General features: G+C 71.0%; 14 protein-coding genes. 10 read left to right on the top strand and 4 right to left on the bottom strand.

Annotated elements, in window-relative coordinates; genetic code table 11:
- Positions 1-276 precede the first annotated feature (276 nt).
- From ccrA to ABT403_RS24770, 9 genes are all read left to right on the top strand, one after another.
- Positions 277-1614, top strand: coding sequence for a crotonyl-CoA carboxylase/reductase (ccrA, locus tag ABT403_RS24810; protein ID WP_344166411.1), 1338 nt, complete (start codon positions 277-279; stop codon positions 1612-1614).
- A 31-nt stretch (positions 1615-1645) separates the two neighbouring features.
- Positions 1646-3697 carry an ethylmalonyl-CoA mutase gene (locus ABT403_RS24805; protein ID WP_344166410.1) on the top strand — a complete coding sequence of 684 codons (2052 nt, stop codon included), beginning with the start codon at positions 1646-1648 and terminating at the stop codon, positions 3695-3697.
- The gene (locus ABT403_RS24800) at positions 3694-4668 is read left to right on the top strand and encodes an HpcH/HpaI aldolase/citrate lyase family protein (protein WP_344166409.1); all 975 of its coding nucleotides are present in this window, start codon (positions 3694-3696) and stop codon (positions 4666-4668) included. The genes ABT403_RS24805 and ABT403_RS24800 overlap by 4 nt, the downstream gene beginning before the upstream one ends.
- A gap of 5 nt (positions 4669-4673) precedes the next feature.
- Positions 4674-5186, top strand: a complete 513-nt coding sequence (locus tag ABT403_RS24795) for a MaoC family dehydratase (protein WP_344166408.1) — start codon at positions 4674-4676, stop codon at positions 5184-5186.
- A gap of 2 nt (positions 5187-5188) precedes the next feature.
- Entirely contained in the window at positions 5189-6394 is a 1206-nt protein-coding gene (locus ABT403_RS24790; protein WP_344166407.1) for an acyl-CoA dehydrogenase family protein, read from the top strand.
- Between the two features lie 186 nt (positions 6395-6580).
- Complete coding sequence (locus ABT403_RS24785) at positions 6581-7237, top strand: phosphatidylserine decarboxylase (protein WP_045951332.1); 657 nt, start codon at positions 6581-6583, stop codon at positions 7235-7237.
- Positions 7224-8084 carry a CDP-diacylglycerol--serine O-phosphatidyltransferase gene (pssA, locus tag ABT403_RS24780; RefSeq protein WP_237293154.1) on the top strand — a complete coding sequence of 287 codons (861 nt, stop codon included), beginning with the start codon at positions 7224-7226 and terminating at the stop codon, positions 8082-8084. Before ABT403_RS24785 ends, pssA begins: the two co-directional genes overlap by 14 nt.
- Before the next feature lie 178 nt (positions 8085-8262).
- Positions 8263-9759, top strand: coding sequence for an AlkA N-terminal domain-containing protein (locus ABT403_RS24775; protein WP_344166406.1), 1497 nt, complete (start codon positions 8263-8265; stop codon positions 9757-9759).
- A complete protein-coding gene (locus ABT403_RS24770; RefSeq protein WP_344166405.1) occupies positions 9756-10250 on the top strand; it encodes a methylated-DNA--[protein]-cysteine S-methyltransferase in 495 nt (164 codons plus the stop codon). The genes ABT403_RS24775 and ABT403_RS24770 overlap by 4 nt, the downstream gene beginning before the upstream one ends.
- Before the next feature lie 6 nt (positions 10251-10256).
- On the opposite strand, the gene ABT403_RS24765 is transcribed toward ABT403_RS24770, so the two are convergent.
- The 3 genes from ABT403_RS24765 to ABT403_RS24755 are packed head-to-tail and all read right to left on the bottom strand — an operon-like array spanning position 10257 to position 13006.
- A complete protein-coding gene (locus ABT403_RS24765; RefSeq protein WP_344166404.1) occupies positions 10257-10685 on the bottom strand; it encodes a hypothetical protein in 429 nt (142 codons plus the stop codon).
- A gap of 55 nt (positions 10686-10740) precedes the next feature.
- The gene (locus ABT403_RS24760) at positions 10741-11241 is read right to left on the bottom strand and encodes an NUDIX domain-containing protein (protein ID WP_344166403.1); all 501 of its coding nucleotides are present in this window, start codon (positions 11239-11241) and stop codon (positions 10741-10743) included.
- Positions 11242-11284: 43 nt separating this feature from the next.
- A complete protein-coding gene (locus ABT403_RS24755) occupies positions 11285-13006 on the bottom strand; it encodes a BCCT family transporter (protein WP_344166402.1) in 1722 nt (573 codons plus the stop codon).
- A gap of 143 nt (positions 13007-13149) precedes the next feature.
- On the opposite strand from ABT403_RS24755, the gene ABT403_RS24750 reads away from it, so the two are divergent.
- The gene (locus ABT403_RS24750; protein ID WP_344166401.1) at positions 13150-14298 is read left to right on the top strand and encodes a glycerate kinase; all 1149 of its coding nucleotides are present in this window, start codon (positions 13150-13152) and stop codon (positions 14296-14298) included.
- A gap of 201 nt (positions 14299-14499) precedes the next feature.
- On the opposite strand, the gene ABT403_RS24745 is transcribed toward ABT403_RS24750, so the two are convergent.
- A complete protein-coding gene (locus tag ABT403_RS24745; RefSeq protein ID WP_344166400.1) occupies positions 14500-15087 on the bottom strand; it encodes a cysteine hydrolase family protein in 588 nt (195 codons plus the stop codon).
- Positions 15088-15109: the final 22 nt, after the last annotated feature.

The raw sequence follows: 15109 nt of genomic DNA, 5'->3' as shown, positions 1-15109 counted from the left end.
AAGTGAGAGAAATTTTTGGCACGCAGTGCCTTGCCGAGTGACACGGGGTGCCATACGTTGAGTCTCGTCCGGACGTCCCCGCGGTCCACGCCCACTCGGCACGGAACGCGCCCCGGATGCCTGCGTCACCAGGCCCCCGCCCGCCCCACCACAGGCGCGGCCGCTCCACACGCTCTGCCGGACCGACGGCACCCCGCAGCACCACCACACGCTCCCACGCACGTACCGCGTACCCCTCAGCGCACCCTCAGACAGCGCTCAGCCGGAGGCAACACCGTGAAGGACATCCTGGACGCGATTCAGTCGCAGTCCGCCACCGCCGCAGACTTCGCGGCGCTGCCGCTGCCCGACTCGTACCGCGCGATCACCGTGCACAAGGACGAGACCGCGATGTTCGACGGTCTCGCCAGCCGCGACAAGGACCCCCGCCAGTCCCTCCACCTGGACCAGGTCCCGGTGCCGGAGCTCGGCCCGGGCGAGGCCCTGGTCGCCGTCATGGCCTCCTCGGTCAACTACAACTCCGTGTGGACCTCGATCTTCGAGCCGGTCTCCACCTTCGGCTTCCTGGAGCGCTACGGCCGCCTCTCGGAGCTCACCAAGCGCCACGACCTCCCGTACCACGTCATCGGCTCCGACCTCGCGGGCGTCGTGCTGCGCACCGGCCCCGGCGTCAACTCCTGGAAGCCCGGCGACGAGGTCGTCGCGCACTGCCTGTCGGTCGAGCTGGAGTCCTCCGACGGCCACAACGACACGATGCTCGACCCCGAGCAGCGCATCTGGGGCTTCGAGACCAACTTCGGCGGCCTGGCGGAGATCGCCCTCGTCAAGTCCAACCAGCTGATGCCCAAGCCCGGCCACCTCAGCTGGGAGGAGGCCGCCTCCCCCGGCCTGGTCAACTCCACCGCCTACCGCCAGCTGGTCTCCCGCAACGGCGCCGGCATGAAGCAGGGCGACAACGTCCTGATCTGGGGCGCCAGCGGCGGCCTCGGCTCCTACGCCACCCAGTTCGCCCTGGCCGGCGGCGCCAACCCGATCTGCGTCGTCTCCTCCCCCGAGAAGGCCGACATCTGCCGGTCCATGGGCGCCACGGCCGTCATCGACCGCAACGCCGAGGGCTACAGGTTCTGGAAGGACGAGCACACCCAGGACCCCAAGGAGTGGAAGCGCTTCGGCTCGAAGATCCGCGAGCTGACCGGCGGCGAGGACATCGACATCGTCTTCGAGCACCCCGGCCGCGAGACCTTCGGCGCCTCGGTCTACGTCACCCGCAAGGGCGGCACCATCACCACCTGCGCCTCGACCTCCGGCTACATGCACCAGTACGACAACCGCTACCTGTGGATGTCGCTCAAGCGCATCGTCGGCTCGCACTTCGCGAACTACCGCGAGGCCTGGGAGGCCAACCGCCTCATCGCGAAGGGCAAGATCCACCCCACCCTCTCGAAGGTCTACTCCCTGGAGGAGACCGGCCAGGCCGCCTACGACGTCCACCGCAACCTCCACCAGGGCAAGGTCGGCGTCCTCGCCCTGGCCCCCGAGGAGGGGCTGGGCATCCGCGACCACGAGATGCGCGCCCGGCACCTCGACGCGATCAACCGCTTCCGCAACGTCTGAGTTCGCTCAAAGGCCATAAGGATCGCCTGAGATGACAGAGCGCCAGAAGGACCGTCCGTGGCTCATGCGGACGTACGCCGGCCACTCCACGGCCGAGGCGTCCAACGAGCTGTACCGCCGCAACCTCGCCAAGGGCCAGACCGGCCTGTCGGTCGCGTTCGACCTCCCGACGCAGACCGGCTACGACCCCGACCACGTCCTCGCCCGCGGCGAGGTGGGCCGGGTCGGGGTCCCGGTCTCCCATCTGGGCGACATGCGGCGGCTGTTCCAGGACATACCCCTGGAGCAGATGAACACCTCGATGACGATCAACGCCACCGCCATGTGGCTGCTGGCGCTCTACCAGGTGGCCGCCGAGGAGCAGGGGGCGGACATCTCCCAGCTCCAGGGCACCACCCAGAACGACATCGTCAAGGAGTACCTCTCGCGCGGGACGCACGTCTTCCCGCCCGGGCCCTCCCTCCGCCTGACGACGGACATGATCGCGTACACGGTCAGCCACATCCCGAAGTGGAACCCGATCAACATCTGCTCGTACCACCTCCAGGAGGCCGGGGCCACTCCGGTCCAGGAGATCTCGTACGCGATGTCCACCGCGATCGCCGTCCTGGACTCGGTGCGCGACTCGGGCCAGGTGCCCGAGGAGCGCTTCGGCGAGGTGGTCGCCCGGATCTCCTTCTTCGTGAACGCGGGCGTCCGCTTCATCGAGGAGATGTGCAAGATGCGCGCCTTCGGCCGCATCTGGGACCAGGTCACCCGTGAGCGCTACGGCATCGAGAACGCCAAGCAGCGCCGCTTCCGCTACGGCGTCCAGGTCAACTCCCTCGGCCTGACCGAGGCGCAGCCGGAGAACAACGTCCAGCGCATCGTCCTGGAGATGCTGGCCGTCACCCTCTCCAAGGACGCCCGGGCCCGCGCCGTGCAGCTGCCCGCCTGGAACGAGGCCCTGGGCCTGCCCCGGCCCTGGGACCAGCAGTGGTCGCTGCGCATCCAGCAGGTCCTCGCCCACGAGAGCGACCTGCTGGAGTACGAGGACATCTTCGCCGGCTCCCACGTCATCGAGGCCAAGGTCGACTCCCTGGTCGCCGACTGCCTGGCCGAGATCGACCGGATCCAGGAGATGGGCGGCGCCATGGCCGCCGTCGAGTCCGGTTACCTGAAGTCCCAGCTGGTCTCCTCGCACGCCGAGCGGCGCGCCCGGATCGAGGCCGGCGAGGACAAGATCGTCGGCGTCAACTGCTTCGAGCAGACCGAGCCGAACCCGCTCACCGCCGACCTGGACGGCGCGATCATGACCGTGGACGGGGCCGTGGAGGCCCTGACCGTCGAGCGGATCGCCCGCTGGCGCGCCGAGCGGCAGGAGTCCTCGGAGCGGCAGGGCGGCGGCGACCCGTTCGTCTTCCCGACCGTCGGGCAGGCCCTGGACCGGCTGAAGGAGGCCGCCGCCGGGACCGAGAACCTGATGGAGGCCACCCTGGAGTGCGCCCGGGCCGGCGTCACCACCGGCGAGTGGGCCAACGCCCTGCGCGAGGTGTTCGGCGAGTTCCGCGCCCCGACCGGGGTCTCCTCCGCGCCGGTGGCCGTCACCGCCGAGGAGGGCACCCCGATGGCCCTCGTCCGCGAGAAGGTCACCCGCACCGCCGAGGACCTGGGCTCCGGCCGGCTGCGCCTGCTGGTCGGCAAGCCGGGCCTGGACGGGCACTCCAACGGCGCCGAGCAGATCGCCGTGCGGGCCCGCGACGCCGGCTTCGAGGTGGTCTACCAGGGCATCCGGCTGACGCCGGAGGAGATCTCCACGGCGGCGCTGGCCGAGGACGTCCACTGCGTGGGACTGTCCATCCTGTCCGGTTCGCACAGCGCGCTCGTCCCGGACGTCCTGGAACGCCTGCGCACCGCGGGGGCGGGGGACATCCCCGTCATCGTCGGGGGCATCATTCCGAACGCCGACGCCGTCGCCCTCAAGGCGGCCGGAGTCGCCGCCGTCTTCACACCCAAGGACTTCGGTATCACGGAGATCATCGGCCGTATCGTCGACGAGATCCGGAAAGCGAACAAGCTCGACCCTCTGGAGGTCTCCGCATGACCACGCCCACCTCTCCCGTGAACCGGCTGCGGCCGCGCCGTTCCTGCCTCGCGGTGCCGGGCTCCAACCCCCGGTTCCTGGAGAAGGCCCAGGGCCTGCCGGCCGACCAGGTCTTCCTGGACCTGGAGGACGCCTGCGCGCCGCTCGCCAAGGAGGGCGCCCGCCACACCATCGTGGACGCGCTGAACAACGGCGACTGGACCGGCAAGACCCGCGTGGTGCGCGTCAACGACTGGACCACCCACTGGACGTACCGGGACGTGATCACGGTCGTCGAGGGCGCCGGGCAGAACCTCGACTGCATCATGCTGCCGAAGGTCCAGGACGCCCAGCAGGTCGTGGCGCTCGACCTCCTGCTGACGCAGATCGAGAAGACGATGGGCTTCGAGGTCGGCAAGATCGGCATCGAGGCGCAGATCGAGAACGCCAAGGGCCTGGTCAACGTCGACGCGATCGCCGGCGCCTCGCCGCGCCTGGAGACGATCATCTTCGGCCCGGCCGACTTCATGGCCTCGATCAACATGAAGTCCCTGGTCGTGGGCATGCAGCCGCCCGGCTACCCGGCGGACGCCTACCACTACATCCTGATGCGGATCCTGATGGCGGCCCGTACGCACGACCTCCAGGCGATCGACGGCCCCTTCCTCCAGATCCGCGACGTGGACGCCTACCGCGAGGTGGCCGGCCGCGCCGCCGCCCTCGGCTTCGACGGCAAGTGGGTGCTGCACCCCGGCCAGGTCGACGCGGCCAACGAGGTCTTCTCCCCCTCGCAGGAGGACTACGACCACGCCGAGATGATCCTCGACGCCTACGACTGGTGCACCTCCGAGGCGGGCGGCAAGAAGGGCTCCGCGATGCTCGGCGACGAGATGATCGACGAGGCCAGCCGCAAGATGGCCCTGGTCATCGCCGGCAAGGGCCGCGCCGCGGGCATGGAGCGCACCACCAAGTTCGAGATCCCGGAGGCCTGAGCGAGATGCAGTTCGGACGCACGTACGAAGAGTTCGAGGTCGGCGCGGTCTACAAGCACTGGCCCGGGAAGACGGTCACCGAGTACGACGACCACCTCTTCTGTCTGCTGACCATGAACCACCACCCGCTGCACATGGACAGCAACTACGCCGAGAACACGACCGACTTCGGCAAGAACGTCGTCGTGGGCAACTACATCTACTCCCTGCTGCTCGGCATGTCCGTGCCGGACGTCTCCGGCAAGGCCATCGCCAACCTGGAGATCGAGTCCCTGCGGCACGTGGCGCCGACCTTCCACGGCGACACGATCTACGGCGAGACCACGGTCCTCGACAAGACCCCGTCGAAGTCCAAGGACGACCGCGGGATCGTGTACGTGGAGACCAAGGGCTACAAGCAGGACGGCACCCTCGTCTGCGTCTTCCGGCGCAAGGTGATGGTCCCGACCGAGACGTACATCAAGGCGCGCGGCGGCGAGCAGCCCGGCCGGCCTCAGCTGAAGGAACAGGGGAAGTAGCCATGGCACGACTCGCCCAGACCGCCGGGCTCACCGACGTCCAGCAGGAGATCCTGAAGACCGTCCGGGAGTTCGTCGACAAGGAGATCATCCCGGTCGCGACCGAGCTGGAGCACCGCGACGAGTACCCGCAGCAGATCGTCGACGGCCTCAAGGAGCTGGGCCTCTTCGGCCTGATGATCCCCGAGGAGTACGGCGGTCTCGGTGAGTCGCTGCTCACCTACGCGCTGTGCGTCGAGGAGATAGCCCGCGGCTGGATGTCCGTCTCGGGCATCATCAACACGCACTTCATCGTGGCGTACATGCTCAAGCAGCACGGCACGCAGGAGCAGAAGGAGTACTTCCTCCCGCGCATGGCGCTGGGCGAGGTGCGCGGCGCGTTCTCGATGTCCGAGCCGGGGCTGGGCTCCGATGTGTCGGCCATCACGTCCAAGGCGGTCAAGGACGGCGACGAGTACGTCCTGAACGGCCAGAAGATGTGGCTGACGAACGGCGGCTCGTCGACCCTGGTGGCCGTCCTCGTGCGGAGTGACGAAGGACACCCCGAGGGCACGGCCCCGCACAAGTCGATGACCACCTTCCTCGTCGAGAAGGAGCCGGGCTTCGGGGAGGTCCGTCCGGGCCTGACCATCCCGGGCAAGATCGACAAGATGGGCTACAAGGGCGTCGACACCACCGAGCTGATCATGGACGGACTGCGCATTCCGGCCAATCGGGTCCTCGGAGGCCAGACGGGCCGAGGGTTTTACCAAATGATGGACGGGGTCGAGGTCGGCCGCGTCAACGTGGCGGCCCGTGGCTGTGGTGTCGCACAGCGTGCGTTCGAGCTGGGTGTCTCTTATGCCCAGCAACGTCACACTTTCGGCAAGGCGATCGCCCAGCACCAGGCCATCCAGTTCAAGCTGGCCGAGATGGCTACCAAGGTCGAAGCCGCCCATGCCATGATGGTGAACGCGGCGCGCAAAAAGGACTCCGGGGAACGAAACGACCTCGAAGCCGGTATGGCGAAGTACCTCGCGTCCGAATACTGCAAGGAGGTCGTCGAAGATGCCTTCCGCATCCACGGCGGCTACGGGTTCTCGAAGGAGTATGAGATCGAGCGCCTCTACCGGGAGGCCCCGATGCTTCTGATCGGTGAAGGTACCGCCGAGATCCAGAAAATGATCATCGGACGCCGCCTGCTCGAGGAGTACCGAGTCCAGGGCTGAAAGTCCCTTTCGTGGTGATTCTTCCCACGGTTTTCCGTGGGAGGATCACTGCCAGTCACTGGCTGGGGGCCATCGACTCGGCTTCTGGCTTGCCCAGTTGTTGCGCGCAACCGATAGCATTCCAGTAAAGCCGCCGTCCCGTCCCCCCGTTTGCGGCGCGGCAATCACCCGCTACGAAGGTCATCCATGCCCCACAGCCAAACCTCTGCACCTCGCGACAGCCGACTCGGCGTACGCCTCGCGCGCGGAGCATCGCCGTGGCTTCTGCCGACCGTTGCCACCGCGGCCCTCAGCCTGACCCGGGCCCGCAAGTCCGGGCGCTGGGCCGCTGTGGCCGTGCCCACCACCGCGCTCGCGGCGGGCATGCTGTGGTTCTTCCGCGACCCCGAGCGCGAGATCGCCCAGGGCCGCGTCATCTCGCCCGCCGACGGTGTGGTGCAGAGCATCATGCCGTGGAAGGACGGGCGCACCCGCGTCGCGATCTTCATGAGCCCGCTGAACGTCCACGTCAACCGCGCGCCCCTGGCGGGCACGGTGACGTCCGTGGAGCACATCCCCGGCGGGTTCGTCCCGGCGTTCAACAAGGAGAGCGAGAACAACGAGCGCGTCGTCTGGCACTTCGACACCGAGCTCGGCGACATCGAGATGGTGCAGATCGCCGGCGCCGTCGCCCGTCGCATCGTCCCGTACCTGCCGGCCGGCACCAAGGTGGAGCAGGGCGAACGCATCGGTCTGATCCGCTTCGGCTCCCGCGTCGACATCTACCTCCCGGAGGGCGTCGAGGTCGCGGTCGAGGTCGGTCAGGCCACCACCGCGGGGGTGACCCGAATTGACCGTGACTGACCCCGAGACTCCTGCCACCGGCTGGGTGCCCGAGTCCGCCCCGGAGGAGTCCGCCGAGGACGACATGCCGCTCTCGCTGCGGCTGTCGATAGCGGACACCCTCACCCTGGGGAACGCGACCTGCGGATTCATGGCGGTGTACTTCACCACCACCGGGATCCTCATCCCGCACCTCACCGGCAGCGGCGAGTCGGGCATGGCCCGGCACAGCGCGGCGACCGCGGTGATACTGATGCTGCTCGCGGCGGTCTTCGACCTCTTCGACGGCATCGTGGCCCGCAAGCTGCGCAGCTCGCCGATGGGCGCCGAGCTGGACAACCTGTCCGACCTGATCAGCTTCGGCCTCGCGCCGGCGTACTTCGTGCTGGTCTACGGCATGGTCGCCGACGACGCGCACCAGAAGGTGTCGGCGCTCGCGGCGATCGTGGTGCTGCTCGCGGTGGTCCTGCGCCTGGCGAGATTCAGCTGCGTGACGATGAAGGACGGCATGTTCCAGGGCATGCCGAGCCCCTTCGGCGCGCTGACGGTCGTCTCGATCGTGCTGCTGGAGCTGCCGTTCGTGCCGACCCTGCTGGCGATCGTGGGCGTGGCCTGGCTGATGGTGAGCCGGGTCGAGTACCCCAAGCCGCGGGGCGCCCTCGCGGCGGCCATGCTGAGCTGGATCGTGGGGGCCATGGGGCTCCTCGCCGCCTGGGCGTTCGACGCGCCGGGCGGTCAGCTGCTGCTCCAGACGGGCTGCGCGCTGCAGATCGCTCTGGCGGCGACGATTCCGCTGTTCGCGACGACGCGGCGGGCGAACACGTTCCGCCACAACCGGCGCGAGGCCCGCGCCGCGCAGCTTCCGTAGCGCGGCCGCTCGTACGTCTCGAAGGCCCCGGGGTGCCACTGGCCCCCGGGGCCTTCGCCGTTCCCTGGGGCTCCGCCCCAGACCCCGCGCCTCAATCGCCGGCGGGGCTGATTTCAGGGCTAGGCTTGATGTCGGAAAACCGCCAGCCCGACGCCCGGGGCACCGGGATGCTGGAGCCATGTACACCGACACCGACCGCTGCGTGCGGGCCGTGCAGTCGAAGGACGCCCGTTTCGACGGGTGGTTCTTCACCGCGGTCCGGACGACCGGCATCTACTGCCGGCCCAGCTGCCCGGCCGTGCCGCCCAAGGTCGAGAACATGCGCTTCCTGCCCAGCGCCGCCGCCTGCCAGCAGGCCGGCTTCCGGGCCTGCAAGCGGTGCCGCCCCGACACCAGCCCCGGGTCTCCCGAGTGGAACGCCCGCGCCGACGCCGTCGCCCGCGCGATGCGGCTGATCCAGGACGGGGTCGTCGACCGCGAGGGGGTCCCCGGGCTCGCCGCGCGGCTCGGGTACTCCGCCCGGCAGGTCGAGCGGCAGCTGAACGCCGAGCTCGGCGCCGGACCCCTCGCCCTGGCCCGCGCCCAGCGCGCGCAGACCGCCCGGCTGCTCATCGAGACCTCCGAGCTGCCGATGGGCGACGTGGCCTTCGCCTCGGGGTTCTCCTCCATCCGGAACTTCAACGAGACGGTCCGCGAGGTCTTCGCCCTGACCCCCGGCGAGCTGCGGACCCGGGCGGGCCGCCGGGGTGCCGGGCGGAACGCGCCGCGGATCCCGGGGACGATCGCCCTGCGGCTGCCCTACCGGGCCCCGCTGAACCCCGACAACCTCTTCGGGCACCTCGTCGCCACCGCCGTCCCCGGCGTGGAGGAATGGCGCGACGGGGCCTACCGGCGGACGCTGCGGCTCCCCCACGGCTCCGGGATCGTCGCCCTCACCCCCGGCCCCGACCACATCGGCTGCCGGCTCGCGCTGACCGATCTGCGGGACCTGACCATCGCCATCAGCCGCTGCCGGTGGATGCTCGACCTGGACGCCGACCCCGAGGCCGTGGACGAGCAGCTGCGCACCGACCCGCTGCTGGCCCCGCTGGTGGACAAGGCCCCCGGGCGCCGGGTGCCCCGTACCGTCGACGCGGCGGAGTTCGCCGTACGGGCGGTCCTGGGCCAGCAGGTGTCCACGGCCGCCGCGCGGACCCACGCGGCCCGCCTGGTGACCGCGTACGGGGAGACCGTCGAGGACCCGCAGGGCGGGCTGACCCACCTGTTCCCCTCGCCGGAGGCCCTGGCGGGCCTCGACCCCGAGGCGCTGTCCATGCCCCGCAGCCGCCGCACGACGCTCACCACCCTGATCACCGCCCTCGCGGACGGCTCACTGCCGCTGGGCATCGACAGCGACTGGGAGGCGGCCCGTGCCCGGCTGAACGCGCTGCCCGGCTTCGGACCGTGGACCACCGAGGTCATCGCGATGCGGGCGCTGGGCGACCCGGACGCCTTCCTCCCCTCCGACCTGGGAGTCCGCAAGGCCGCCGGGGCGCTGGGGCTGCCCTCGACGCCCGCCGCGCTCACCGCCCGCGCGGCCGGCTGGCGGCCCTGGCGCGCGTACGCCGTCCAGTACCTCTGGGCCACCGACGACCACCCGATCAACCGCATGCCCGCAGAAGGAGCACCGTCGTGACCAGCACCAAGCAGCACACCGTCGTCGACAGCCCGTACGGGGAGCTCACCCTCGTCGCCACCGACGGGGTCCTCAGCGGGCTGTACATGACCGGCCAGCGCCACCGCCCCGACGAGGAGTCCTTCGGGGAGCGGGTCGCGGCGGCCGAGGAGCCGTTCCCGGAGGTGGTGCGTCAGCTCACCGCCTACTTCGCCGGCGAGCTGAGGGAGTTCACGGTCCCGCTGCGGCTGGAGGGGACGGCCTTCCAGCGCGGCGTCTGGGAGCAGCTGGTCCGGATCCCGTACGGGCAGACCTGGTCCTACGGGCGGCTGGCGGCGGAGCTGGGCAAGCCGGGCGCCTCCCGGGCGGTGGGCCTGGCCAACGGGAAGAACCCGGTCGGGATCATCGTGCCCTGCCACCGCGTGATCGGCGCCTCGGGTTCGATGACGGGGTATGGCGGCGGGATCGAGCGCAAGGTGCGGCTGCTGGAGTTCGAGAGCGGCGGTGCCTGACCGGGGTCAGACCACCGCCAGGGGGACCAGGAGCGCGAAGCCGGCGCCCGCCTCCACGGCGTAGGCGTAGAGCGACGGGTGCTGGACCGGGGCGGCGAGCAGGACCACGCTCTGCTGGGTCGCGGCGGCCTTCACCCAGTCGTCGTCGGCGCCCAGCCGGCCCTGGTACCAGCCCTCGCAGGGGCCGGGGCCGGTGACGGCGAGGACGTCGTCCTCCCGGCGGTAGAAGGCCTGCCAGCCCTCGGCGGGAGCGGCCCAGGCCTCGAAGTCCTCGAAGTTGGCCCAGCCGCCCTCGCGTATCGCGGTGTCGAACAGCCAGACGGGCATCCCTTCGGGAGAGAGCTCGCCGCCCGACTGCTCTTCGGTGGTGAAGTGGACCATGGGAAGGGCGTCGGGGCCGTCGGCCGTGCTCGGCCAGGCGTACATCGTGATCATCTGTTGATTCTGCCCTGGGTCGAGGCGTTCGGGACAGGCCGGATCGTGGGGCGGTTCAGGCGTTCTCGGGGCGGCGGCCGTTCTCCAGTTCCACGGTCCCCTCCCCCGACTCCAGTACCCGGCAGGCCTCTTGGGTGCGCCGGCCGAGCGACCCGAGGAGGTAGGCGGGGAGCTCGGCGGGCTCGACGAGCTTCCAGGAGAGCAGTTCCTCCTCCTGGAGGGTGATGGACGCCAGCTGTGCCGCGTCGAGCACGCCGCCGTCGTAGAGGTAGGCGACCAGCGGGGGGCGGCCCTCGCCCAGGCTCCAGTCGACGGCGAGGAGCCGGCCGAGGGGGAGGTCGAGGCCGATCTCCTCGGCGCTCTCGCGGCGCGCGGCGGTGCGGGGCGACTCGCCGGTGTCCGATTCGATCGTGCCGCCCGGCAGGGCCCAGCCCTCGCGGTAGTTGGGCTCGACGAGCAGGACCCGGCCGCGCTCGTCACGGAAGAGGGCGGCGGCGCCGGCCAGCACCCGGGGCAGGCTCGCGATGTAGGTGGCGAAGTCATCCGTGGTGGTCACGCCGCCACCCTAACGGGCCCGCCCGGGCCCCGTCCCGGGTGGTTCACCCCTGCGGGTCCGGGCCGTCCTGGCGGTCGCGGCCCCGGCTCTCGGCGACGCGGCGCAGCCGGGGGTGGCGGGCGGGGTTCGCCTCGGTGACGGCCTCGCCGACCATGGCCCGGACGGCGTCGCGCAGCCCGTGCAGGGCGGGGTGGCGGGCGGGTCCGGCACCGGGGTCCTCGCGCAGTTCGCGCAGCAGCGCCCAGCACAGCAGCAGCATGACGATCACGAAGGGCAGGGCGACGAGGATGGTCGCGGTCTGGAGGGACTTCAGGCCGCCAGCGACGAGCAGGACGGCGGCGACGGCGGCCATCAGGACGCCCCAGGTGACGACGAGCCAGGTGGGCGGGTGCAGGGAGCCGCGGCTGGTGAGGGAGCCCATGACCAGGGAGGCGGAGTCGGCGCTGGTGATGAAGTAGGTCATGACCAGGGCCATGGCCACCCATGAGGTGAGGGTGCCGAGCGGAAGGGCGTCGAGCATCGCGAAGAGCGAGGCCTCGGCGCCCTCCTTGGCCTTGGCGGCCAGGTCGGCGGCGCCGGTGGAGTCCAGGCGGATGGCGGTGCCGCCCATCACGCAGAACCAGACGACGGTGGCGCCGGAGGGGACGAGGAGCACCCCGACGAGGAACTCGCGGATGGTGCGGCCACGGGAGATCCGGGCGATGAAGGTGCCGACGAAGGGGGCCCAGGAGAGCCACCACGCCCAGTAGAAGATCGTCCACGCGCCCAGCCAGGCGCGGTCGGTGAACGCGCCGGTGCGGCTGGCCATGGGCAGCAGCTCGTGCAGGTAGCTGCCGACGCCGGCGGGGATCACGTCGAGGATGTAGACGGTCGGGCCGAGCAGGAAGACGAAGAGCATCAGGGCGGCGGCGAGCACGACGTTGAGGGTGCTGAGCCATTTGACGCCCTTGTGCAGGCCGGAGAAGGCGGACAGGACGAAGGCGGCCGAGAGGGATCCGATGATGACCAGCTCGACGGTGGTCGAGTCCTCGACGCCGGTGGTGATGTTCAGGCCCTTGGCGACCTGGATCGCGCCGAGTCCGAGGCTGGTGGCGGTGCCGAACACGGTGGCGAAGACGGCGAGCAGGTCGATGGCCCTGCCGGGCCATCCGGCGGCGCGGCGCGCGCCCATGAGGGGGACGAAGGCGGAGCTGAGGCGGTTGCCCCGGCCCTTGCGGAAGGTGGCGTAGGCGAGGGCGAGGCCGGCGATGCCGTAGATGGCCCAGGGGGTGAGCGTCCAGTGGAAGAAGGAGTAGTCCAGGGCCGCGCGGGCCGCGTCGCCGGTCCGGGGGGCGGCGCCGCTGGCGGGCGGCGGGGCGAGGTAGTGGGTGAGGGGCTCCCCCACCCCGTAGAACATCAGGCCGATGCCCATGCCGGCGCTGAACATCATCGCGATCCACGCGAGGTTGCCGAACTCGGGCTCGGAGTCGTCGGCGCCCAGGCGGATGCGGCCGAAGCGGCTGACGGCGAGGACCACGCACAGGACGAGGAAGACGTCGGCGGCGATCACGAAGAGCCAGGCGAAGTCGTCCAGCACCCAGGACAGGGCGGAGCCGGAGGCGCTGTCGAAGGAGCCCTTGCCCAGGGCGGCCCAGGCGACGACGGCCAGCACGGCGACCACCCCGACGATGACGACCGTGCGGTCGGGGCTGTCGTCCGGCGGGCCGCCGCCGGGCCCCGCGCCGGGGGCGTCCGGACGTGCCTGTTCCAGTGATTCCGAGCTCATGCGGCCACACTATGCAGGCGTATATCCGTATTTAGGCGCATGGCGCGCCGCATGTGGCCCAGGCCACTCATGGGCATAGGAGGATCCTCCGGATAAGCTCATGGTGGCGCGACTGCACTGTTCGATAGCAAGGGATTAGCAAGGTGACGGACGGAGCAGTAACTGAGGCCGCGCGCGTGCTCATCGCCGCGGACAAATTCAAGGGCTCGCTCACGGCCGTTCAGGTCGCTGAGCGGGTGACGGCCGGCCTTCGCAGGGCCGTACCCGGCGTGGAGGTCGAGACCCTCCCCGTCGCGGACGGCGGCGACGGCACGGTCGCGGCCGCCGTGGCGGCCGGGTTCGAACGCCGGGAGGTCCGGGTCACCGGTCCCGTCGGCGAGCAGGTCACGGCCGCTTTCGCGTTCCGTGACGGCACCGCCGTGGTCGAGATGGCCGAGGCCTCCGGGCTCCAGCTGCTCCCCGCGGGCACCTTCGCCGCGCTGACGGCGACCACGTACGGCTCGGGCGAGCTGCTGAAGGCCGCGCTGGACGCGGGCGCGCGCTCGATCGTCTTCGGCGTGGGCGGCAGCGCCACCACCGACGGCGGCGCGGGCATGCTCGCCGCGCTGGGCGCGGTGTTCCTGGACGCGAACGGCGAACCGGTGGGCCCGGGCGGCGGCGCGCTGGCCTCGCTGGCGTCCGCGGACCTCTCCGGGGTCGACCCGCGCTTCGCGGAGGTGGACTTCGTCCTGGCCAGCGACGTGGACAACCCGCTGACGGGCCCCAAGGGCTGCGCGGCGGTGTACGGGCCGCAGAAGGGGGCCTCGCCGCAGGACGTGGCGACCCTGGACGCGGCGCTGGGCCACTACGCGCAGGTGCTGGAGAAGGCGATCGGCCCCAAGGCCACCGAGCTCGCCGCCTCCCCCGGCGCGGGCGGCGCGGGCGGCATCGGCTACGGCGCGCTGCTGCTGGGCGCGAGCTTCCGCCCGGGCATCGAGCTGATGCTGGAGGTGCTCGGTTTCGCCCCGGCGCTGGAGCGGGCCACGCTGGTGATCACCGGTGAGGGCTCCCTGGACGAGCAGACCCTGCACGGCAAGGCCCCGGCCGGCGTCGCCGCGGCGGCGCGCGCGGCGGGCAAGCCGGTGGTGGCGGTGTGCGGGCGGCTGCTGCTGGGCCAGGAGGCCCTTCAGTCGGCCGGCATCCGGAAGGCGTACCCGCTGACGGACCTGGAGCCGGACCCGGCGAAGTCCATCCCGAACGCCGGGCCCCTGCTGGAGCGCGTCGCGGAGAACATCGCCGCCGAGGTGCTCTGAGTCCGGCCGCCTGTCGCTCCCGAGGCCCGGCACCCGCTACGGGGTGCCGGGCCTCGGCCGTACGGGTACGCGGGGCTGCCGCTGCGCGGGGCTTGCTCCCCGCCCCGCCCTTCCTCCGTTCCCGCCTCAAGCGCCGGCGCGGCTACAGGATTCGCCTCAATCGCCGGCGGGGCTGAACGTGCGCAGCACATTCCAGCCCCGCTACGCCGCCGCCAGGACCTCGGCCGTCGTGAGTACGCGGGCGAAGCCGCCGCCGTGGAGGTTGACGGCGGTGGCCGCCGCCAGCCGGTCGGCGGTGAGGGTCAGACCCCCGGGACCCGTGAGGTCGAACGTGTGGGTCGCGTCCAGCGGGACGATGACCTCGTAGCCCAGGTTCCCGCCCATCCGGGCCGTGGTCTCCACGCACATGTTGGTCTGGATGCCGACGACCACCAGCTGACGGATCCCCCGCGCGGTCAGCCACTCCCCGAGGTCCGGGGTGCCGTAGAAGGAGGAGTTCACGGTCTTCGTGACGTGCAGGGCCTCCCGTCCGGCCCGGTCGGCGACGAAGTCCTTGAAGGCGTAACCGGGCTGGTCCGGGGCGAGGACGGACCCGGGCCGCCGCGAGGCGTGCTGGACCAGCACCACCGGGCGGCCGGACTCCTCCCAGGCGTCCATCAGCGCGGCGATGTTCCCCTCGGCCGCCGGGTTGTCGCGCGGGCCCCAGAAGGCGGCGTCGTCGAAGCCCTTCTGCACGTCGATGACGATCAGGGCACTGTCGGGGGCGATCTCGATCGCGTTCTCGGTCATGGATCGATCATGTCCGGCGCGG

The sequence above is a fragment of the Streptomyces sp. NPDC000075 genome (genome assembly GCF_040301925.1).
Classification (GTDB): Bacteria; Actinomycetota; Actinomycetes; order Streptomycetales; family Streptomycetaceae; genus Streptomyces; species Streptomyces polychromogenes.
Note: the sequence above shows the minus strand (reverse complement) of the source record. Positions and strands in the feature narration are given on the sequence as shown.

Coding starts and splice junctions, on each gene's coding strand:
- ABT403_RS24775 (WP_344166406.1), top strand. CDS start 8,263: ATGTACACCGACACCGACCGCTGCGTGCGGGCCGTGCAGTCGAAGGAC.
- ABT403_RS24785 (WP_045951332.1), top strand. CDS start 6,581: ATGCCCCACAGCCAAACCTCTGCACCTCGCGACAGCCGACTCGGCGTA.
- ABT403_RS24795 (WP_344166408.1), top strand. CDS start 4,674: ATGCAGTTCGGACGCACGTACGAAGAGTTCGAGGTCGGCGCGGTCTAC.
- ABT403_RS24755 (WP_344166402.1), bottom strand. CDS start 13,006: ATGAGCTCGGAATCACTGGAACAGGCACGTCCGGACGCCCCCGGCGCG.
- ABT403_RS24765 (WP_344166404.1), bottom strand. CDS start 10,685: ATGATCACGATGTACGCCTGGCCGAGCACGGCCGACGGCCCCGACGCC.
- ABT403_RS24790 (WP_344166407.1), top strand. CDS start 5,189: ATGGCACGACTCGCCCAGACCGCCGGGCTCACCGACGTCCAGCAGGAG.
- ABT403_RS24800 (WP_344166409.1), top strand. CDS start 3,694: ATGACCACGCCCACCTCTCCCGTGAACCGGCTGCGGCCGCGCCGTTCC.
- ABT403_RS24745 (WP_344166400.1), bottom strand. CDS start 15,087: ATGACCGAGAACGCGATCGAGATCGCCCCCGACAGTGCCCTGATCGTC.
- ABT403_RS24805 (WP_344166410.1), top strand. CDS start 1,646: ATGACAGAGCGCCAGAAGGACCGTCCGTGGCTCATGCGGACGTACGCC.